Source organism: uncultured Campylobacter sp. (assembly GCF_937981295.1).
Taxonomy (GTDB): Bacteria; Campylobacterota; Campylobacteria; order Campylobacterales; family Campylobacteraceae; genus Campylobacter_B.
Genome location: NZ_CALJPC010000002.1, coordinates 1 through 20,563, shown reverse-complemented (window position 1 = coordinate 20,563; position 20,563 = coordinate 1). Strand labels below are relative to the sequence as shown.

General features: G+C 45.8%; 18 protein-coding genes and 1 tRNA gene. 16 read left to right on the top strand and 3 right to left on the bottom strand.

The window, feature by feature from the left end:
• Nucleotides 1-90 precede the first annotated feature (90 nt).
• From Q0135_RS00415 to Q0135_RS00340, 16 genes are all read left to right on the top strand, one after another.
• Nucleotides 91-1,209 (top strand): glycosyltransferase, encoded by a 1,119-nt coding sequence (locus Q0135_RS00415; RefSeq protein WP_297987355.1) that lies wholly within the window; start codon nt 91-93, stop codon nt 1,207-1,209.
• Between the two features lie 2 nt (nt 1,210-1,211).
• Nucleotides 1,212-3,992 (top strand): STT3 domain-containing protein, encoded by a 2,781-nt coding sequence (locus Q0135_RS00410; protein WP_297987353.1) that lies wholly within the window; start codon nt 1,212-1,214, stop codon nt 3,990-3,992.
• 73 nt (nt 3,993-4,065) lie between these two features.
• Nucleotides 4,066-5,193: a glycosyltransferase family 4 protein gene (locus Q0135_RS00405; protein ID WP_297987351.1), complete on the top strand. Its 1,128-nt coding sequence runs from the start codon at nt 4,066-4,068 to the stop codon at nt 5,191-5,193.
• A complete protein-coding gene (gene pglC / locus Q0135_RS00400) occupies nt 5,186-5,791 on the top strand; it encodes an undecaprenyl phosphate N,N'-diacetylbacillosamine 1-phosphate transferase (protein WP_297987350.1) in 606 nt (201 codons plus the stop codon). The genes Q0135_RS00405 and pglC overlap by 8 nt, the downstream gene beginning before the upstream one ends.
• Nucleotides 5,778-6,377 carry a UDP-N-acetylbacillosamine N-acetyltransferase gene (pglD, locus tag Q0135_RS00395; protein ID WP_297987349.1) on the top strand — a complete coding sequence of 200 codons (600 nt, stop codon included), beginning with the start codon at nt 5,778-5,780 and terminating at the stop codon, nt 6,375-6,377. Before pglC ends, pglD begins: the two co-directional genes overlap by 14 nt.
• 116 nt (nt 6,378-6,493) lie before the next feature.
• Nucleotides 6,494-7,591, top strand: a complete 1,098-nt coding sequence (gene pglE, locus Q0135_RS00390; RefSeq protein ID WP_297987454.1) for a UDP-N-acetylbacillosamine transaminase — start codon at nt 6,494-6,496, stop codon at nt 7,589-7,591.
• Nucleotides 7,591-9,396: a nucleoside-diphosphate sugar epimerase/dehydratase gene (locus Q0135_RS00385; RefSeq protein WP_297987348.1), complete on the top strand. Its 1,806-nt coding sequence runs from the start codon at nt 7,591-7,593 to the stop codon at nt 9,394-9,396. Before pglE ends, Q0135_RS00385 begins: the two co-directional genes overlap by 1 nt.
• Entirely contained in the window at nt 9,393-10,118 is a 726-nt protein-coding gene (hisH, locus tag Q0135_RS00380) for an imidazole glycerol phosphate synthase subunit HisH (RefSeq protein WP_297987347.1), read from the top strand. Before Q0135_RS00385 ends, hisH begins: the two co-directional genes overlap by 4 nt.
• A complete protein-coding gene (gene hisA, locus Q0135_RS00375; RefSeq protein WP_297987346.1) occupies nt 10,118-10,825 on the top strand; it encodes a 1-(5-phosphoribosyl)-5-[(5-phosphoribosylamino)methylideneamino]imidazole-4-carboxamide isomerase in 708 nt (235 codons plus the stop codon). The genes hisH and hisA overlap by 1 nt, the downstream gene beginning before the upstream one ends.
• A gap of 78 nt (nt 10,826-10,903) precedes the next feature.
• A complete protein-coding gene (locus Q0135_RS00370; RefSeq protein WP_297987345.1) occupies nt 10,904-11,788 on the top strand; it encodes a 50S ribosomal protein L11 methyltransferase in 885 nt (294 codons plus the stop codon).
• On the top strand, nt 11,785-13,734 hold the full coding sequence (gene ftsH / locus Q0135_RS00365) for an ATP-dependent zinc metalloprotease FtsH (RefSeq protein WP_297987343.1): 1,950 nt from the start codon (nt 11,785-11,787) through the stop codon (nt 13,732-13,734). Before Q0135_RS00370 ends, ftsH begins: the two co-directional genes overlap by 4 nt.
• Nucleotides 13,735-13,860: 126 nt before the next feature.
• Entirely contained in the window at nt 13,861-14,610 is a 750-nt protein-coding gene (gene pssA / locus Q0135_RS00360; protein WP_297987341.1) for a CDP-diacylglycerol--serine O-phosphatidyltransferase, read from the top strand.
• An 84-nt stretch (nt 14,611-14,694) separates the two neighbouring features.
• The gene (locus tag Q0135_RS00355; RefSeq protein WP_297963883.1) at nt 14,695-16,209 is read left to right on the top strand and encodes a 2-isopropylmalate synthase; all 1,515 of its coding nucleotides are present in this window, start codon (nt 14,695-14,697) and stop codon (nt 16,207-16,209) included.
• 157 nt (nt 16,210-16,366) lie between these two features.
• Nucleotides 16,367-16,705 (top strand): ATP synthase F0 subunit C, encoded by a 339-nt coding sequence (gene atpE, locus Q0135_RS00350; protein WP_297987338.1) that lies wholly within the window; start codon nt 16,367-16,369, stop codon nt 16,703-16,705.
• A gap of 69 nt (nt 16,706-16,774) precedes the next feature.
• Nucleotides 16,775-16,859: transfer RNA gene (locus Q0135_RS00345), tRNA-Leu, on the top strand.
• A 249-nt stretch (nt 16,860-17,108) separates the two neighbouring features.
• Nucleotides 17,109-17,615 (top strand): hypothetical protein, encoded by a 507-nt coding sequence (locus tag Q0135_RS00340; RefSeq protein ID WP_297987336.1) that lies wholly within the window; start codon nt 17,109-17,111, stop codon nt 17,613-17,615.
• Between the two features lie 474 nt (nt 17,616-18,089).
• On the opposite strand, the gene Q0135_RS00335 is transcribed toward Q0135_RS00340, so the two are convergent.
• The 3 genes from Q0135_RS00335 to Q0135_RS00325 form a co-directional block, all read right to left on the bottom strand.
• On the bottom strand, nt 18,090-18,320 hold the full coding sequence (locus Q0135_RS00335; RefSeq protein WP_297987333.1) for a hypothetical protein: 231 nt from the start codon (nt 18,318-18,320) through the stop codon (nt 18,090-18,092).
• A gap of 237 nt (nt 18,321-18,557) precedes the next feature.
• Nucleotides 18,558-18,995: a hypothetical protein gene (locus Q0135_RS00330; RefSeq protein ID WP_297987331.1), complete on the bottom strand. Its 438-nt coding sequence runs from the start codon at nt 18,993-18,995 to the stop codon at nt 18,558-18,560.
• A 427-nt stretch (nt 18,996-19,422) separates the two neighbouring features.
• Nucleotides 19,423-20,256, bottom strand: coding sequence for a hypothetical protein (locus Q0135_RS00325; protein WP_297987329.1), 834 nt, complete (start codon nt 20,254-20,256; stop codon nt 19,423-19,425).
• Between the last annotated feature and the right edge of the window lie 307 nt (nt 20,257-20,563).

Genomic DNA, 20,563 nt, shown 5'->3' with positions numbered 1-20,563 from the left:
ATTTAAACAGATTGCGCGGCGCATGCTCGCATAAAAAGGCGCGAGCAAAGCTTAAATTTATAGCGCGGCAGAAATTTAAAAGGTAAAGGGATGAAGAAATTAAGCGTTTTTATCTATTCGATGGGAGGCGGCGGCGCCGAGCGCGTTGTAAGTAACCTCTTAGGCGAGCTTACGGCGCGCTACGAAGTGCATCTAGTGCTGATGAATGAGAGGATTTTTTATGAAATTCCAAGCGGCGTGCAGATCCATTTCATCGAAAAATCAGCCCCTTTTGAAAACGGACTGCTGAAGCTCGCAAAGCTGCCGTTTTTGGCGCTGCGATACAAAAAACTATGCGAGCGCCTAGGTATCGACATCCACTTCGTTTGGATGAACCGCCCGTGTTACGTGGCGGCGCTGGCGCGAGTTTACGGACTGGGCGGAACGATGATTTTTAACGAATGCTCGACGCCGTCGGTGCTGTATAAAGAGCCGAGCTTCAAATCCAAAATTTCAAAATTTTTGCTGCGCAAGCTCTATCCGAAGGCCGATTTTATCTTTCCAAACTCGCTTGGAAATCTGCGCGATCTGGCGGATAATTTCGGAATCGACGAGCGCAAGATGAGCGTGCTATACAACGCGATCGATCTTGATGAGATCGGGCGCAAGGCAGAGGAGAAGGTCGCGCAGGAGCGGCCGTTTTTCCTAAGCGTCGGCAGGCTCGATGCGGGTAAAAACCACGCGCTTTTGATCCGCGCGTATGCAAATTTAAAAAATAACGACAAAGACCTGCTGATCTTGGGCGACGGCGTGCTGCGAGCCGAGCTTGAGGCCCTGATAGAGGAGCTAGGCTTGGGCGGTCGCGTGAAGCTTTTGGGCTTTGACGCAAATCCGTATAAATATATGGCCAGATGCTACGCGTTTGTCTTCGTAAGCCTTTTTGAGGGCTTTTCAAACGCGCTTATTGAAGCTCTTGCATGCGGCAAGCTCGTGATTTCAAGCGATCATCAAAGCGGCGCGCGCGAGCTTATGGGGCAGAGCGAATGGGGCGTGCTGGTGGGTGTGAACGATCTAGAAAGCACTCAAGCGGCGATGCAAAAAGCACTGGATGATGAAAATTATGTAAAATTTTATGAGAAAAAGGCTAAAATTAGAGCCTCGTTTTTCGATAAAAAACGGATAGCAAGCGAGCTGATCGCAAAAATAGAACAAATCGACGAAGGAAAATAGGCGTGGGTGAAGAAAAAAAGGCTTTTAGCGTCAGAGAGATTGACGAAGGATCGGACGATCAAAAAGGCGCGCAATCAATGGGTGCCGACAAAGCTGCCTTAAGCGAAAATTTTGCTAGTGAGGGAAATTTTGACGCAGAGTATTCCGCAAGCGGCGGAGAGAATTTTAGCGGCGAAAATGCCGAGCTTAAGGGTAGCGAGGATACCGCGCCTCAGAGCGATAAAAATTCCGCGCTTGATGCAAAAAATTCTGCGAGCAAAAATTCCGCGCACGCCGGCGTTAAAAATTTAAGCGACGATCAAGCGCGCGCTGTTTCTGCAAAAATGCGAGCACAAAAAAAATCCAAAAAGGCTAAAAAATCAAGCGGACGAAATTCTACCTCGGTAAATTCTGAAAATTCCGCAGGCGCAAATTCTACAAACTCAAATTTGAAAGGTACTGCGAATCCCACGAGCAAAAATTCTACAAATAAAAATTCCACTGGCGCTGCGAACTCTACAAATAAAAATTCCGCAAAAGCCGCTAATTTGGCTAAATTTAAAAATACGAATTCCGCAAGTGCTTTAAATTCTACAAACGGCATAAATTCTGATAATTCTAAAAGCCCCACAGCAGAAAATTCCCAAAATTCTAAAAATCAGTCAGCAGGCGCACTCCCTGCTAGGCGCAGAATTTTTGGCTTTATAAAAAATTATGAGTTCTCCAAGCATATTTTGCTGATGATTTTGTTCGCATTTGCCTTTAGCGTGGCGTTTCGTATGTGGTGGGTGCACTGGGCGAGCGGTTTTGTGAACTACTTTTTTTGGGATGGCGAGCTGATGATAAACACAAACGACGGCTACGCCTTTGCAGAGGGCGCGCGCGATCGCCTCGCCGGCTTTCATCAGCCCAACGATCTTAGCTACTTTAGTGCACCGCTTTCGATCGTGACGGCGTTTTTGGCTGAAATTTTGCCCTTTAAAATCGAGACGATCTTCGTTTATCTGCCGGCTTTGTTTAGCTCGCTCATCGTAGTGCCGATCTTGCTGATCTCAAGCGAGTTTCGCTGCATGCGCGCGGGCTTCATCGGCGCGCTTGTCGCGAGCGTGGCGAATAGCTACTACAACCGCACGATGGCGGGGTATTACGACACCGATATGTTAAATATCGTGCTTGCGATGTGTATCTTGTGGGCGCTCATCCGTATCTGCACGCGCGGTTCGCGCAGCACGCTGTTTTGGCTGGGCGCGTTTGTGATATTTTATATGTGGTGGTATCCCTCAAGCTTCTCGCTAAATTCCATGATGCTCGCCATGTTTTTCGCCTACACGCTGATTTTTAAGCGAAAAAGTGCGGTAAATTACGAAGCGATGATCATCTTTTTGATTGCGCTTTGCTCCACGCCTTTGGTGGCAAAAATTTTAATCTCGCTTACGCTATTTTGGCTCTTTGCATTTAAAGGAAAGCTATTAAATTTTAAAATTTTAGCGATTATCGGCGCGCTTGCCGTAGTCTTTTTCGTCGCAAACGGAGGTCTTAGCCCGATCATCTTTCAGGCAAAATTTTATATCTTCCGCTCCTTTGCGGACAACGCCGATACGGCATTTCATTTTTTCAACGTCAATCAAACGATCCAAGAATCAGGCATCGTGCCGCCTAAGATCTTTATGGAGCGCATCAGCTCGCACGTCGCGGTTTTCGTGATCGCGACGATCGGATATTTAGTGCTTTGCTTTAGACATAAGGAATTTTTGCTCTCGATCCCACTTCTGCTTTTGGGCTTTGCGGCGAACAAAGCGGGCCTTAGATTTACGATCTACGCCGTGGGCGTGATGGGGCTGAGCTTTGGATACATTTTGTATTTTTGCGTAAAGCGCTTGGATCTGCCAAAGATCGCGGGGCGCGCGATACTGCTTATTTTGACGGCGCTTGCGATCTATCCCGCGTGGCAGCACATCGTCTCGTACAAGGTCGATACGGTCTTTTATCAAAGCGAGGTGCGGGTGCTAGATGAGCTCAAAGATAAGGCGCAGCGCGAGGATTACGCTCTTTCGTGGTGGGACTACGGATACGGCATACGCTATTACAGCGACGTAAAGACCCTCATTGACGGCGGCAAACACCTCGGCAACGATAATTTTCCCGTTAGCTTCGCACTTTTTAGAGATCAGATGAGCTCTGCAAATATGGCGCGCCTAGATGTCGAATACACCGAGCGCGGATATAGCGAAAAAATTCCAAACAAGCTAAAGCAAATTTTAAAAGATTATAATGCCACGGACGTAAATGACTTTATCTTAAGCTTGGGACTGGCTGATTTTAAGCCGCCAAAGCCTACGCGTGACATCTACTACATCCTGCCCGATCGTATGATGAATATCTTCCCTGTCGTTACGCAGTTTTCAAACATCGACATCACCGATGGCAAGCAGCTAAGTGAGCTGTTTTTCATAACGAGCGATAGGTTCGTTCAGGATCAAAGCGGCGTGCATATGGACAACGGCTTTTCGATCTCACCGAGCCTTTTAAATTTAGAGTATAGCGGCAGAAAATTCGCGATCAATACCTTTTACGAAACGAGCTACGACGCGAACGGCAAGCTTGCGGTCAAGGAGTTTAATATGGACAGCAGCGCGCAATTTTACGTGATTTTCATGCGCGATTACGGGCGATTTTTGCTGCTAGATAAGACGATGCTAAACTCAAGCTATATTCAGCTTTTTGTATTTGAAAGATACAGGCCCGAGCTATTCGAGCCTGTGATCTTAAGCCCTGCTGTGAAAGTTTATAAATTAAAGCGCTAGATAAAATTTTGTCGCAAGCTAAGGAGAAATTTATGAAATTTAACCTCGTAACGCCAAACAAGGAATGCAGCAGATGGCTCGCATAGGGTTTTTAAGCCATGCCGATATGAGCTTGCATTTCTTTCGTCGCCCGATAATGCGGGCTTTAAAAGAGCGCGGGCACGAGGTTTTCGCAATCGCTCCTCGTGGTGCTTATACGCAGGATTTAGCACGCGATTTTAATGCCATAACCTACGATCTTGATCGAGCTAGCCTAAATCCGTTTACCGTATTTAGCAACACCAAAGCCCTTGCGCGCGAGCTAAAGAGGCTGGATTTGGACTTGCTGCAAACAGCTGCACACAAATCAAACGTGTTTGGTACGCTGGCGGCTCGAGAGGCGGGTATAAAATATGTGATAAACTTAGTCGAGGGGCTGGGCAGCTTTTATATCGACGAAGATATTAAAACAAGGCTCGTGCGAGCGGTATTGGAGAAGCTTTATAAATTTTCATTTTCGCAGGCGGATGCTTGCGTATTTGTAAACGATGCCGATCCCGATTATATGCTATCTCGCGGGCTTATTGCGAAGCAAAAGGTCATAAGGATTAAAAGTGTAGGCGTAGATGCTGAAAGATTCAACCCCAAAATCGTTAGTGCGGCGGATCTGGGCGAGGATTTGCACGGCAAAAAGATCGTGCTTATGATAGCTCGCGCGATGTGGCATAAGGGCGTGAGAGAATTCTACGAAGCAGCAAAAATTTTAAAAGATCGATCGGATGCAAAATTTGTCTTTGTGGGCGAGGGTTTTGCGGGCAATAAAAGCACCGCTGATCCTGCGTTTTTGCGAAGCGGTGCGGTGCATTATCTGGGTGCCAGAAATGATGTGCCAGAGCTTTTGAAGGCTAGTTACCTGCTAGCACTTCCTAGCTACAAGGAGGGCTTTCCGCGCACGGTTTTAGAGGCGATGAGCATGGCGCGAGCCTGCGTGGTAAGCGACTGTAGCGGCTGCGTAGAGGCGGTACAAGAGGGGATAAACGGCTTAATATGCCGCACTCGCGACGCGGGTGATCTTGCGCGAAAGATCGAAATTTTATTAGACGATACCGCGCTTTGCGAAAGGCTCGGACGAAAGGGGCGCGAGATGGTGCTTGCAAATTACGACGAAAAGATCGTCACGGAAAAATATTTAGAGGTTTATAGGAAATTTATCGATGTATAGGTGTTTTTTAAAGCGCGCGCTCGATTTTACGGCGGCTTTGGTTTTGATCATTTTGGTTTCGCCCGTGATGGCGCTTACGTGGTTCTTGATCCGCAAACACATTAGCAAAAGCGCGATTTTTACGCAATCTCGCCCTGGGCTTGATGAGCAAATTTTTAAAATTTACAAATTTAAAACGATGAGCGACGAGCGCGGCGCGGACGGCGAGCTTCTGCCAGACGAAGCGCGGCTGAACGATTATGGCAAAAAGATCCGCGCGCTAAGCCTGGATGAGCTGCCGCAGCTTTTCAACGTGCTAAAGGGCGATATGAGCTTCATCGGACCGCGACCGCTGCTGATCGAATACCTGCCGCTTTATTCGCCGCAGCAGAGCCTGCGACACAGCGTGCGTCCGGGCATCACGGGGCTTGCGCAGGTAAACGGACGCAACGCGATCAGCTGGGAGAAAAAATTTGAGTTCGACACGTATTATGCGCAGAATTTAAGCTTCGCGCTCGATCTTAAGATCGCGCTTTTGACGATTAAAAAAGTGCTTGCGAAAGAGGGCGTGAATAAAGAGGGCATGGCGACGACGGAGAAATTTAATGGGCACAACTAAAATTTACGTTTACGGCGCGAGCGGACACGGGCTGGTGGTCGCGGACGTCGCGCTAGCCGCGCGCGGGGCTAAATTTAGCGAGGTCGTTTTTTTAGACGACGCGGCAGGGCTGAAATTTAGCGAGGATCTGCCGAAATATCCCGTAATAATCGCAATCGGCGATAATAAAACCCGCGCGAAGATCCAAGAGAAGGTAGCGCGCGCCGGTTTTGAGATAGCGACGTTAATTCATCAAAGCGCCATCGTTAGCCCAAGCGCCGCTATCGGCGAGGGCGCAGTCGTAATGCCCGGCGCCGTGATAAACGCGCGAGCTAAAATCGGTCGCGGCGCGATAATCAATTCAGGTGTCGTAATCGAGCATGAGTGCGAGATCGGCGAGTTTGCGCACATTAGCCCAAACGCGGCGCTTGCGGGCGGCGTGAAGGTGGGGGCGTTTTCGCACATTGGAATCGGTGCCAGCGTCATTCAGAGGCTAAAGATCGGGCAGCGCTGCATAATCGGCGCGGGTGCTGCGGTCGTGCGCGACATAGCTAGCGACAGCGTAGCCGTAGGCGTGCCCGCTCGCGTGATTAAAAAAAATGGCTGAATTTAAAATTTATAGCATTAAAAGTGATAAAATCTGAGCATTTAAATTTAATGCCGAAAGCTAAATTTAGCCTTGCGACGCGCGAGGTTAAATTTAAAGATCAAGGAAGGATAGAGATGGCAAGAGTATTTTTAAGCCCGCCGAATATGGGCGGCAATGAGCTTGAGTATATAAAAAAGGTATTTGAGAGTAACTATATCGCGCCTTTGGGCGAATACGTTAATCGCTTTGAGGATGCAGTGAAGTCCTATACTGGCACGCGCGCTGCGCTGGCGCTAAACGCAGGCACGGCGGCGCTTCATCTAGCGCTTCGCTGCAGCGGCGTAAAGGACGGCGACGTGGTGCTCGGCTCCACGTTTACCTTCATGGCGTCGCTAAATCCGATATTTTACGAGCGCTGCGTGCCGGTGCTGATAGACAGCGACGAGAGTTGGAATTTAAGCCCGAGGCTGCTTAAAGAAGCGATCAAAAAATCGCCGAAAAAACCAAAGGTGCTCGTCGTCACACATCTTTATGGACAGGCTGCGAAGATGGATGAGATATGTGAAATTTGCGCGAACGAAGGCATTGATGTTATCGAGGATGCCGCAGAGGCGCTGGGCGGATTTTATAAGGGCAAAGCACTTGGTGGTATCGGAAAATGCGGCGCGTTAAGCTTCAACGGCAATAAAATCATCACTACCTCAGGTGGTGGCATGCTGATCTCAAACGATGAGGGGCTAGTGGCTAAGGCTAGATTTTTAAGCACCCAGGCGCGCGAGCCGCTGCTTCACTACGAGCACAAAGACTACGGCTACAACTACCGCTTAAGCAACGTTTTAGGCGCTATCGGCGTAGGTCAGATGGAGGTCTTGCCGCAGCGCGTAAAGAGAAAACGCGAAATTTTTAAAATTTACGAGGATCTGTTTAGAGGCGCCGACGTGGAGTTTATGCCTGAAGTCGAAGGCGGTAAGGGCAACAGATGGCTTACGACGTTTCTATTTAAGAAAAAGGATGCCCATCTAAAGGTTATCGACGCTCTAAATAAAGCCGACATTGAATCTCGTCCGCTTTGGAAGCCGATGCATCTGCAAAGCATCTTCGCAGGCGCGCTTAGCGTAGTTGACGGCACGAGCGAGGATATGTTTAGTCGCGGCATCTGCCTTCCTAGCGGCACCGATATGAGCGACGAGACGATCGAGCGCGTCGTAAAAATAGTAAAAGAAAACATCTGATGTTGTTAAAGCCCACTAAATTTAGCCGCTTCGCGTTTTTTTTGCTGGGAGATATTTTTATCTCGATCCTCTCCGTTTATATCGCGTTTTTGCTGCGATTTAGCGGAGATATACCGAACGAATTTTATAAAGGCGCGCTGCTTAGCGCCTCGAGCCTTACTGCGATTAAAATTTTCTACTTTTGGTTTTTGCGGATCTATTTAGTTCCGTGGAGATTTTTCGGACTATACGAAGCGAGGAAGCTCTTTTATGCGCACGTTATGGCAGCGCTTACCTTTTTGATCCTATTTTTCTTGGCGAGTAAAATTTTTAACCCGTTCCCGCGCTCGGTCATCATCATCGACGCGGCGATCTCGTTTATTTTAATCGGTGGGATTAGAATTTCAAAGCGGATGTTTCTAAGCGAGAAGAAAAATATCACGAATAACGAGCCCTGCATCGTCGTGGGCGCTACGAGTAAGACCTTTCACGTCCTAAAAGGGATGCGGCAAAAATATATCAACTACTATCCCGTGGGTGTCGTGGACGGGCGAGCAGAGCTAGTAGGGACGTATTGCGAAAACTACGTCGTCAGAGCCAAGAGCGAAATTCCGCAGATGATCAAAGATAGCGGCGCTAGAACTGCGATCATCGCGCTGGCGCTGTATCCCGACGAGCTAAAGGAGCTTTACGACGAGCTGTTTGCGTACGGGTTAAAGGATATCAAGCTCTTTTCGCTTTTGGAGGATGAGAGCAAAAAGATCCGCGACGTATCGATCGAGGATCTGCTCGCGCGCAAGCCCAAAGACCTCGATACCAAGGCGATCGAAAATTTTATCAAAGACAAGATCGTGCTGGTAACGGGTGCGGGCGGCACGATAGGAAGCGAAATTTGCAAGCAATGCTTGAAATTCGGCGCAAAGCGTCTTATCATGGTCGAGCACAGCGAGTTTAATCTCTACTCGATTAACGAAGCCACCGGCGCGGATGCGCGCAACGAGTTAAAGATGATAAACGTCGTTTATCGCCATGAGCTGGAGGAGGTTTTTGCAGAATTTCGTCCCGAGGTAGTCGTGCACGCAGCGGCGTATAAGCACGTGCCGCTATGCGAGTTTAATCCGCATCTAGCGGTCAAAAACAATGTCGTCGGCACGAAAAACGTAATCGATCTATCCAAAAAATATGGCGCGAAAAAGGTCGTTTTGATCTCGACCGATAAGGCGGTGCGACCGACGAACATTATGGGCACGACGAAGCGTATCTGCGAGCTTTACGCGCTAAATTCCAACGACGCGGCAAGCGATACGCAGATTGTCGCCGTCCGCTTCGGAAACGTGCTCGGCTCAAGCGGCAGCGTCATTCCTAAATTTAAACGCCAGATCGAAGCGAACGAGCCGCTTACCGTTACGCACCCCGAAATTACGAGATATTTTATGCTCGTTAGCGAGGCGTGCCAGCTGGTGCTTCAAGCGGCCTCCATCGCGCAGGGTGGCGAACTTTTCGTGCTGGATATGGGCGAGCCCGTAAAGATCGCCGATCTTGCCAAGCGAATGCTGCAGCTTGCCGGCAAGGAGGAGCTTGGCATTAAATTTGTCGGTCTTCGTCCCGGCGAGAAGCTTTACGAGGAGCTTTTGATCGACGAAAACGACAAGAGCACGAAGTACCAATCCATATTCGTAACCCACTCCGCAAAATACGACCTAGAGGAGCTAAGCTCGCAGATCGAGGAGCTTTCAGAGTGCGAGGACGCGCAGGTCGCGGATAAGCTAAAGCGCATCGTGCCCGAGTTTTCGCACCGATTAAACGATATGAAGGGCACGGCTTGATCGGCATCGTGGATTACGGCGCGGGCAATATCCAAAGCGTGATGAACGCGCTTAGCTTTTGCGGCGCTAAATTTTGCCTTGCGCGCAGCCCTGAGGAGCTTTTGAGCTGCGATAAAGCTCTGCTTCCGGGCGTGGGCGCATTCGGCGAAGCGATGGACAGGCTTCGCGCAAGCGGTATGGACGACGCGATTAAAGAGTTTGTCGCAAGCGGCAGATATTTTTTAGGCATCTGTCTAGGGATGCAGCTTCTGTTTGAGCAAAGCGAGGAATTCGGCGCGCGCAGCGGGCTTGGAATTTTGCCCGGTCGCGTCGTGAAATTTGACAAAACGAAATTTAATATTCGGGGGGCGGAATCCGGGTCCGAGGATATGAAATTTAGATCGGGCGGAGCGAAATTTAATTCAGACGAGGCGGAGCCAAGCAATCGTAGCGGACAAAATTTTGTCCGCGCCGAAAGCCTAAAGATCCCGCACGTGGGCTGGAACAGCGCGCATTTTATCAAGCGCTCGCCGATAAATGCGGGCCTAGGCGAGTTTGAGTATCTGTATTTCGTGCACTCTTACCACGTCCTTTGCGCGCGCAAGATCACGCTTGCGAGCACGTTTTACGGCTATGAGTTTGCAAGCGCGATCTGGCGCGAAAACGTATTCGCCTTTCAGCCGCATCCCGAAAAAAGCCACGATGCGGGCATAAAAATCATTAAAAATTTTACGGAGCTGTGATGGAGATTTTCCCTGCGATTGATCTGAAACAAGGATGCGCCGTGCGCCTTAGCAAGGGCGAGATGCAAAGCGCAAAAATTTATTCCAAGGACCCCTGCGAGCTAGCCAAAAAATTTGAAGATCTCGGCGCTAAATGGCTGCATCTGGTTGATCTCGACGGCGCGTTTGCGGGCGAGGCGGTAAATTTCAAAGCGATCGAGCGGATCGTAAAAAACACGCGTCTGCGCGTAGAAGTGGGCGGCGGCATCCGCGACGAAGCGCGCATAAAGCAGTATTTGAGCTTAGGCGTCGATAGATTTATCCTAGGTTCGGCGGCGCTTAAAAACCCGGATTTCGTAAGGAGGATGGCGAAGCTTTACCGCATCGTCGTGGGCATAGACGCAAAAGACGGGCTCGTAGCGACCGAGGGCTGGGCGGAGCTAAGCCGCGTAAGAGCGACCGATCTGGCGCGAGACTACGCGGACGCGGGCGTTTGTGCGATCATCTGCACCGATATCTCGCGCGATGGGATGCTAAGCGGCGTGAACGTAGAATTTAGCCGCTCTATCGCGAAAGCTTGCGGCATCGATACTATTGCAAGCGGCGGCGTGAAAGATATAAACGACATAATCGCGCTTAAAAACGCGGAGCTCATCGCGGGCGTCATCGTCGGCAAGGCGTATTACGAGGGCACGCTTGATCTTAAAAAGGCGTTTGAAGCTCTATAAAAACGCCCGAGCGTAAGCAAAGTTTGAACTAAATTTTAGTAATATGCAAATTTTAAAATTTAAAGGCGATGTGAGGCGATGAAAGATTTTTTTTATGAGATGATCGTAAAAAGCACGAATGCAAGCGAGCTTTTTAAGAGCTTTGCGTTTGAGCTCGGCGTTACCTGTGTCGAAGAACGCGGCGAGCGTTTCATAATCCGCGACGAAGAGGATCTGCAAAATTTAAAATTTGCGTTTGAAGAGTTTAAAAAGGCGCTCGCGCGCTCTCTCAATTTAGACGCCGATCTGCAGATCGAAATTTCAAAGAAGCCTAATATCGATTGGATCGAGCAGTATAAAAAAGGCGTCGCGCCCGTGGCAGTCGGCAAATTTTACATCCGTCCGAGTTGGTGCGAAAGATCGCAAGATCGCGCGCTAATCGATCTGCTGATCGATCCTGCGCTGGCGTTCGGCTCAGGCCATCATGAAAGCACCAATATGTGCCTGGCGCTACTTAGCGAGCTTACTCGAGCGAGTATGAGCGCGCTTGACGTGGGCTGCGGCAGCGGAATTTTAAGTATCGCAATGAAAAAACTGGGCGCAAAGGTAAGCGCCTGCGATACCGACGAGCAGGCGGTGACCGCTACGCAGCAAAACGCCGAGAAAAACGGCGTGCAGATCGATAAAATTTGGCTCGGCAGCGTTTCAAGCTTGGGCGAGCAGGCGTCTAGTTTAAGCGAGCAAGGCTCAAGCGCAGCCGCGCAGCCGCAGTTTGATCTCGTCGTCGCAAATATAATCGCCGACGTGATTTTGATCCTAAGCGCGGATCTAAAAAAAGCGCTAAAACCGGGCGGCAAGCTCGTGCTGTCGGGAATTTTAGAAAAATATAAAGATAGGATTGAGCAGGTCTTTTCGGATTTGAATTTCGTGCAGATGAAAAAGCAAAACGAATGGCTTAGCTTCGTTTATGAAAGGAAAATATGAATAACAACCCAAATAATCAACCCCCTCAAAACGGTGGCGGAAACAATTTTTTTAATAAAAATCCGATCGGCGTTTTTATAATTTTTGCGCTTATTTTGATAGTTGTGTTTAAAGCGATATCCCCAAGCGGCGGATTTGATAGCGGCGGAGTGCTGGGCTCCGTTTCGGGCGAGAGTAGAAACGTAACTTACTCCGAGCTAAAATCGCAAATCAAAAACTCTCAAGTAAGCATGGTTTCCATCGGAAGCTCCACGATTAAAGCTCAAGTCGGCAACGTAATCTACACCGCCAAGCGCGTGGATGACCCCGAGCTAGTTCAAATTTTAGAATCGCGCAAAATTCCATACGGCGCGTATAACGAGAGCAACTTTTTGACCGATCTGCTCTTTAGCTGGGTCTTGCCGCTCGTGATTTTCTTTGGAATTTGGATGTTTTTAGCCAATCGCATGCAGCGCAATATGGGCGGCGGCGTGCTCGGCATCGGAAGCTCTAAAAACCTGGTAAGCGCTGAAAAGCCGAAGGTTAAATTTAGCGATGTAGCGGGCGTCGAAGAAGCGAAAGAGGAGGTTAAGGAGATCGTAGATTTCTTGAAAAATCCGGAGCGATATATCAGCCTCGGGGCTAAAATTCCAAAAGGCGTTCTTTTGGTTGGACCTCCGGGCACGGGTAAGACGCTGCTAGCCAAGGCGGTTGCGGGCGAAGCGGACGTGCCGTTTTTTTCGGTATCGGGCTCGAGCTTCATTGAGATGTTCGTAGGCGTGGGCGCCAGCAGGGTGCGCGATCTATTTGATAACGCTAAAAAACAGGCTCCGGCGATCGTTTTTATTGATGAGATCGATGCGATCGGCAAAAGCAGAACCGCAGGCGGTATCGGCGGAGGTAATGACGAGCGCGAGCAGACGCTAAATCAGCTGCTTGCCGAGATGGATGGCTTCGGCTCGGAATCAAGCCCGGTGATCGTCCTTGCGGCTACCAACCGCCCGGAGACGCTGGATGCGGCGCTTCTGCGTCCGGGCAGATTCGATAGGCAGGTTTTGGTCGATAGACCCGATTTTGACGGCAGAATGGCGATTTTAAAGGTGCATATGCGCGACGTTAAATTTGCCCGCGACATCGATATCGAAGAGATCGCGCGCCTTACCGTGGGCTTTGCGGGAGCCGATCTTGCAAACATCATCAACGAAGCCGCGCTTTTAGCGGGTCGCGAGGCAAAGGCGGAGGTCGAGCAAAAAGACCTGCTCGAAGCGATTGAGCGCGTCGGTATCGGACTGGCTAAAAAATCGCGCCGCGTAAGCCCGATCGAAAAGCGAATCGTCGCCTACCACGAAAGCGGCCATGCTCTTATCGCCGAGCTTACTAAAGGCGCGATGCCCGTATCTAAAGTAACTATCGTACCGCGCGGATTGAGCGCTGCGGGATACACGCTAAATTCTCCGTTTGAAAATAGATACCTGCACCAGCGCCATGAAATTTTTGCTGAGATCGATACGTTTTTGGCGGGGCGCGCGGCGGAGGATGTGTTTTTAGGCGAGATCACTGACGGAGCGGGCAACGATCTACAGCGCGCTACCGATATGCTTAAATTTATGGCGACTCAAGTCGGAATGACCGATGCGCTCGGGCTTGCGGTGCTAGAAAAGCAGCAGTATTCCTTCCTAAACGGCGGACAGAGCATCAAGGATTACAGCGAGGTAACGGCGGTTAAGATCGACAAATATGTCCGCAAGACGCTGGATGAGCGCTACGCGGCGGTAAAAGAGACACTAAGGACCTATGCTCCGGCGATCGAGGAGATGGTAAAGGCGCTGTATGAGAAGGAGACGGTCTCTGGGGAGCAGATCGTAGAAATCATCTCTAAATTTGAAAAAGACAACGGCATGCCTACCCGTCTGGTGCGAAATTTAGGCGCTAACGACGATATCGAAAGCGCAAAGAGCGAGGCTTAAATTTAAAGCCTCGCGCGGAGTAAGAATTCAGGGCTAAATTTTAAGAAGGTCGCGCTAAGGCGTTTTATGCGCGATCCGCGGCACCGAATGAAAAGCGGTGCAAAAATAAAATTTAAAGAGTAAGAGATGGAAGAGGAAAAGGGAAAATTAATCTACATATTGCCGAATTTTTTCACGGCGGCAAGTGCATTTTTAGCGGTCATCAGCATAATTTCTACGATCAAAGGCAACTTCAGCGCCGCGATCTTTTATATCATTTTATCCTTGATCTGCGACGGGCTTGACGGCCGCGTAGCGAGGCTAACACATGCTACGTCGAAATTCGGCGTGGAATTCGATAGCCTTGCGGATATCGTGGCTTTCGGCGTAGCGCCGGCGCTGCTATTTTACTGCGCGGTCGGGCACGATTACGGCAAGGTTGGCTCGCTCGTAGCCGCGCTTTACGTGGTTTTCGGCGCGATCAGGCTGGCGCGATTTAACGTCACCACGGGCACCTACGAGCCTAGCGTTTTTATCGGGCTACCGATACCAACGGCAGCGATTACGATGGCGTTTTGGATCGGAATTTATCTAAAATATGAGCTCTCCAACGGATTTGGCGTATTTTTGATCATCGCAATGGCGGCACTATCGTTTTTGATGGTAAGCAACATACGCTTTCCGAGCTTTAAAAAGATCAGCCTAAAGCGCCCCAACGCGATTAAAATTTTAGTGCTTCTAATCGTCATATTTTTCTCGCTTTTATATCTTTTCAGGCTGGAATTCCCGGCGGTGCTTACTTTGGTTTATATTGTTTACGGTTTGGTTCGCGGAGCTTTAAATTTAAGCGCGGCTAAATTTCATAAAAAAGACAAACCCGAGGAAACGGCGAAATAATCTCAAATATGTTTATCGCCGCGATTGTTTTAAGCTTGCACGGCTATAATTTCGCCAAATTTTAACGCTTTGAAAGGACAAGCAATGGACAAAAATAAAATCATAATCTTCGATACGACGCTTCGTGACGGCGAGCAAAGCCCTGGAGCGTCGATGAATACGGACGAAAAGATCCATCTTGCGTTGCAGCTTGAAAAGCTGGGCGTAGATGTTATCGAGGCGGGTTTTGCGGCGGCGAGCCCGGGGGATTTTGACGCGATAGAAAAGATTGCTAGCGCCGTTAGTAAGGTTCGCGTCTGTTCGCTTGCGCGCGCTTTAGAAAAGGACATCAAGGCCGCGGGCGAAGCGATAAAGGGCGCGAAGCTCGGGCGCATCCACACCTTCATCGCCACAAGCCCCATCCATATGGAATTTAAACTCAAAATGCAGCCGCAAGAGGTCATAAAACGCGCCATAGAGTCTGTACAATACGCAAAAAGTCTATGCGATGACGTGGAGTTTAGCTGCGAGGATGCGTGCAGAAGCGATATCGGCTTTTTAAAAGAGATCTGCGACGCCGCGATAAACGCCGGAGCCTCCACCATAAATATCCCCGATACGGTTGGTTATCTCTATCCTGACGAGATCACCGCCCGAATAGGTGAAATCGTTAAGCTTATCGGCGAGCGCGCCGTAGTTTCGGTGCACAATCACAACGACTTGGGAATGGCTACCGTAAATTCCTTAGCCGCTATCTTGGCAGGAGCCAGACAGGTCGAGTGCACGATAAACGGTATCGGCGAGCGCGCGGGCAACGCGGCGCTAGAGGAGATCGTAATGGCGATCAAGACGCGCACAGATAAATTTGCGCCGCTTTATACCGATATAAATTTGAAAGAAATTTATCCATCCAGCCGCCTAGTCGCGAGCATCACCGGCATCGAGCCGCAGCCTAATAAAGCGATCGTGGGCAAAAACGCCTTCGCGCATGAAAGCGGCATCCACCAAGACGGCGTGCTAAAACACAAAGAAACTTACGAGATCATGCACGCCGAGGATATCGGGCTTGATAAAAACTCGCTCGTGCTGGGCAAACACAGCGGCCGCCACGCCTTCAAAGACAAGCTGGTATCTTTGGGCTATGAACTTAGTAACGAGCAGATTGAGATCGCGTTTAATAAATTTAAAGCGCTCGCCGACAGCAAAAAGGACGTTTTCGACGAGGATATTAGAGAGCTCGTAAACGACGAGTTCGTGGGAGCCGAAAAGACCTACGAAGTGCTAGTTTTAAGCTCCAATAGCTGCAACAAAGGGCACGCTAGCACCGCGCTTACGCTAAGATATAAGGATGAAATTTTAAGCGATAGCGCGCTTGGAAACGGCGGCGTGGATGCGATATTTAAGGCGATAGACCGCATCAGCGGTATCAGCGGTAGCCTGAAAGAATACCAAGTAAAAGCGGTCTCGCAGGGCAAAGACGCGCTGGCGAAAGTAACCGTTAAGGTGGAATTTGCGGGCGAGGGCGCCATCATCGGCAGAGGGCTTGACGTAGATACGATGCTGGCGTCTGCAAAGGCCTACGTTGCGGCGCTAAACACATATCTGGACGCTAAGCGCTAAGATGTCGGAGTGTTCGGCGGGATTTGCTAAATTTAACGCAAATTCCGCCAGATTAAACAAATCAAAAGCAAAATTTTAATAATATTTCACACTTAAAACGTTGGAGTAGGGGGTATTGAGCCGAAACTCGTTTTAAAATTTATTTATGGAGACTTTTATGAAAAAAGTTCTTGTATTGTTATTCGCACTTTGCGGTGCAGCTTTCGCTAGCGAGCAGCTAAGCGCTTACACTCAGATCGTTTCTTTTTCTGCAATTACCGTTGCAGTCGTTTTAGGTCTAGCCGCTTTGGGTGGCGCGTTAGGTATGGGAAATGCCGCTAGCGCGACGCTTAACGGTATCGCTAGAAACCCAAGCGTAGCTAGCAAACTATCGACTACGATGTATATCTCGCTTGCGATGATCGAAGCGCAGGTTATCTATGCGTTGGTTGTTTCATTCGTCTTACTTTTTGCAAACCCTTTCGTAACAGAAGGTCTTGCGGCTGCTGCAAAATAATCCTAAGCCCGAGAAATCGGGCTTTAAACTTATATAATTCAAGGCTTGAGATTAAGCTTTAAAATTTATGCGACCGTGGTGGAATTGGTAGACACGCTATCTTGAGGGGGTAGTGCCGCAAGGTGTACGAGTTCAAGTCTCGTCGGTCGCACCATCTATCAAAATTTTCCCTATTTTTTTCGTTTTTTGAATTTTAAAATAATTTTTTGAGCCCTATTTTTGGTAATTTTAAAATTATTCTTAAAAAATTCTTAGCACCGAAAATCATCGATTCATACATATATTTTAAGAAAAACTACTATATATTAAAAAATTGTATAGTAGCTTTTTCTGCGCTCCTGCCTTGTTAATCCTTTGAGGAAATTCTATAATCTGCCTAAAATTACTATACAAAGGAAGAAAGATGACAGAAGTTTTTACCAAAATTAAGGATAATCCAATTTTCAAATCAGACCCCGACAAAGTAGTCAGGAATTTTATTTTGCCGCAATATAAGCGCACTATGGTCGAAGTCTTAGATGATTTTATAGCCGTTAAATTTTATAGCTCGCTGGCTAGAGACGGAACGGTTAAAACGCATAGACATTATCACTATACGGAAGACGGCAAGTTAATCAAAGCTCTAGGTAATGTAAGCGAAATAATATTCGAAGGGGCCAGAATACTGTTAAAGAAATTAATATCAAATAGCCATACTAATGGTGTGACAGCTCCAAAGAATACGTTAGCAAGCGTTTTTAAAATTTACTGTGAATATAACGCTTTTGCCGAAAGAACGTTAAGAAAATTGCGATTTAGATTTCAATCGAGGCTAAAGTGCGTTAGCGATAAAGATATCAGCAAGATTACCAAAAAGGAGATAATGCAGATATTGGACCCCATTTACAAGAATAGAAATTTGCACTTTTAAAAGATCTGTTTTATTTTATTCGTTCTTTATTCAGGTTCGCGCGAGATAGAGGTATAAGCGATAATCTTTTATTTTGCGATACGCAATTAAAAAACCTATATAAGATACCTAAATCCAGGGGCTATTCATATATTTCCGCGAATGCGGATTTGTGGTTGTTGATAAAATATATCATGAGCTATCCTTACTAAATAGGTGTCAAGAACGCTTTAATCTTTGGATTACTTACCGGATTAAGAAGCTCAAATGTAAGAAATTTAACCTACGAGCATTTAAAAATAGACGATGGCGGAGAATATTCCTTGCTATTCCCGCAAGATGAAAATAAAGTGAAAGCTAATGGCGATGAACATGAACATCTGGAGCTTCCAAAGGAGGCAGGCAAGTGGCTAGAGAGCATAAAAACAAAGCCTTCTTTATTTTTTGCGAATACGGAAGGAAACGTTTTAAGAGAGGCGACGCTTGTCAAGGCTCTTAGCCAATACCTAATGCTATAGCGCCACCAGCCGCATCAACGATAGGAATAACCATATTTAGCCCACCTGATTTGATTTTTACATAGTTATCAAAAACCTTGACATTATCAGGGTCGGCTAAAACATTTACGGGAATTTCTTTTATGAAATCGATTGTATCCGAAGTGGGCTTGATATACCAAGCAACGCCTTGATTTGAATTGTTAGAAGCATTGTTATCTTCTGGCATGATTTTCTCCTATTTATAGAATTTGTAGTTTTTATCTAAATTTTCGATTTGTAAATTAAAATTTTGCAATAAATATTCATTTACTTGTTTATAATCTTGCTTTGTCATTAAATAGACATTTACGGCATTTTTTTGATTGTCATAAAAAAACTATGGTGCAAAAGAATATAAATTTATAATCTTTGTTAATTAACAAGGCAAATAATTTTACTAAACAAGCAAACAAATTTGATAAAATCAAAAAAATCCTGCAATAACAAAACCAAATGGTGCAAAAATTTTTTGAACCGAGTTATCTGGTATCTTACCAATCATAGGATAAATACTTTTTTTAACCCAAACAATATTTTGTTTTGCTACCGTCGTATCTCGTTTATCCCAATAAACTTTATCGTTATATAAATATACTTTCTCAGGCTTTCTAAGTTTTCTAATAAAATCAATAAAAGCCCAAATATTGACTATTGGAAATGCTACAATCACAAAGCTAAATCTTGGATTTCTCATTTCATTTTTTAAAATTTCAAAAAACCCGCCACTATTCCAATCGACAACACCAGTAAAAAATACAATATAAATCATTATAGTGTTACATACAAGCAAAAATGTAAAACCATACATTATCATTATAAAGTTATTTTTAATGATGAGTGGAGCTTTATCATAATCTCTCATTTTAATCCTTTTTAAAAAATTTCTCTCATTGCAAGAATTTATTTAAATTCCCACAATGCCTACAACCTTGTCATTGCGAGACCACGAAGCGATCGAAACAATCCAGTAATGAGGCGTTTCTAATTTGCAAATTCGCTTTAATAAACGGTTTCTCCGTTTCGCAATGACATTTTAATGCAAAATTCAAATCTCGTCAGTATCGTTTGATACCGAATTTATTAAATTTACAAATTTAAACTTACTTTACAAATTCACACAATTAGTAAATTTAAATTTGCAAATTTGATATTTGGATCTGTTTGATCTGAATTAGCCCTCAGTTAAACCCAAAGAATACAGCAGTCTTTTTTCTGCTTTATCCAACTCGTTTGTTGCCTTATTAATTCTGCTTGAATTACTCATTTTTTGTCTCCTTATTAGAAAATTTTTATTTTAAATTATTGTCAATATCTCTGTTAAATATAGTTAAAATATACTGCCTCAACTCGTCGTGGTCTTTTTGATTGAAATAAAACATATTGATAGTCGGAGTAATTTTCCACCTTTCAATCGAAGCCCACTCTATGTTTATTTGAAATTTTCTAGCATATTTCCAAAAATTTTTAAGAGTTTTGTTTGATTTTTTATAAATTCCCATGAAAACTAAAATTTCTAAAAATTCGGCTAAAAATAATGTAAATATTGTAATAAGTACACTTAACAAGAATGGTCCAAAACTATACCTAGAAACAAAATTTATTATCGTAAATGCACTCAAAAATGCCCAACCAAAACCTGTTGTTGTAATTATTCGCATAAAAGAACAAAAAACCATTTTGCCTTCTTTTTTTACATGCGAAATATCGTAACCAATTGGATTGTCAGATGGATTATGAAGCACAATTCTATCTCCCATAACTTGGAAATGTATTGTTTCATCAATTTTATTGTTATGATTATAAAACACAACTTTTGAATTGTAAAAATGAGTATAATGTGGCTTTATTGATAAAATATTTTTAAAATCTAATATTAAAATAAGAGTTGTTATAAAACCAAAAGAAAGGGCTGTTTGTATAGCTATTCCGATTTCTAAATTTCCATCTTCAAATTCATTAAATTTATTCAAAACGAATGCTGAAACAATCACCCAAAATGCAAAAATTAATAAAAAATGGATAAATAAAGCCCAACTAGTATAATTCCGTAAAATTAATGGTTCTTTATCATAATCTCGTTGGTTTTTATTTTTATCAAAAATATCGTTTTTGAAATTTTCCAATTTTACTTCCTTTTCGCGAGTCTGCATTATACAACAAATCAATCTTAAATTTGATTTTGTTTTAACCTTAAATTAGCTATTCTTATAAATTCAAAGTCATATCGTTTAAATACGATACAAAATTCTTAAATTTATAAATTTAAACTTACGCAACAAGTAAATTTAAATTTGCAAATTCTTTTAGAGCTTCAAAGCCGTTATTAGCCAAACTTCCATCTCTTAGTAAAGTATGATTTCCAAATAGTTCGCTTCCGTTTGTTATGCTATTTGTGATTAAGGTTTTATTGATGAGAATTCCGTCATTTTT

Excerpts from the sequence above, each read along its gene's own strand:
- Q0135_RS00415 (WP_297987355.1), top strand. The coding sequence starts at position 91 with ATGAAGAAATTAAGCGTTTTTATCTATTCGATGGGAGGCGGCGGCGCC.
- Q0135_RS00405 (WP_297987351.1), top strand. The coding sequence starts at position 4,066 with ATGGCTCGCATAGGGTTTTTAAGCCATGCCGATATGAGCTTGCATTTC.
- pglC (WP_297987350.1), top strand. The coding sequence starts at position 5,186 with ATGTATAGGTGTTTTTTAAAGCGCGCGCTCGATTTTACGGCGGCTTTG.
- pglD (WP_297987349.1), top strand. The coding sequence starts at position 5,778 with ATGGGCACAACTAAAATTTACGTTTACGGCGCGAGCGGACACGGGCTG.
- pglE (WP_297987454.1), top strand. The coding sequence starts at position 6,494 with ATGGCAAGAGTATTTTTAAGCCCGCCGAATATGGGCGGCAATGAGCTT.
- Q0135_RS00385 (WP_297987348.1), top strand. The coding sequence starts at position 7,591 with ATGTTGTTAAAGCCCACTAAATTTAGCCGCTTCGCGTTTTTTTTGCTG.
- hisA (WP_297987346.1), top strand. The coding sequence starts at position 10,118 with ATGGAGATTTTCCCTGCGATTGATCTGAAACAAGGATGCGCCGTGCGC.
- Q0135_RS00370 (WP_297987345.1), top strand. The coding sequence starts at position 10,904 with ATGAAAGATTTTTTTTATGAGATGATCGTAAAAAGCACGAATGCAAGC.
- ftsH (WP_297987343.1), top strand. The coding sequence starts at position 11,785 with ATGAATAACAACCCAAATAATCAACCCCCTCAAAACGGTGGCGGAAAC.
- pssA (WP_297987341.1), top strand. The coding sequence starts at position 13,861 with ATGGAAGAGGAAAAGGGAAAATTAATCTACATATTGCCGAATTTTTTC.
- Q0135_RS00355 (WP_297963883.1), top strand. The coding sequence starts at position 14,695 with ATGGACAAAAATAAAATCATAATCTTCGATACGACGCTTCGTGACGGC.
- atpE (WP_297987338.1), top strand. The coding sequence starts at position 16,367 with ATGAAAAAAGTTCTTGTATTGTTATTCGCACTTTGCGGTGCAGCTTTC.
- Q0135_RS00340 (WP_297987336.1), top strand. The coding sequence starts at position 17,109 with ATGACAGAAGTTTTTACCAAAATTAAGGATAATCCAATTTTCAAATCA.
- Q0135_RS00335 (WP_297987333.1), bottom strand. The coding sequence starts at position 18,320 with ATGCCAGAAGATAACAATGCTTCTAACAATTCAAATCAAGGCGTTGCT.
- Q0135_RS00330 (WP_297987331.1), bottom strand. The coding sequence starts at position 18,995 with ATGAGAGATTATGATAAAGCTCCACTCATCATTAAAAATAACTTTATA.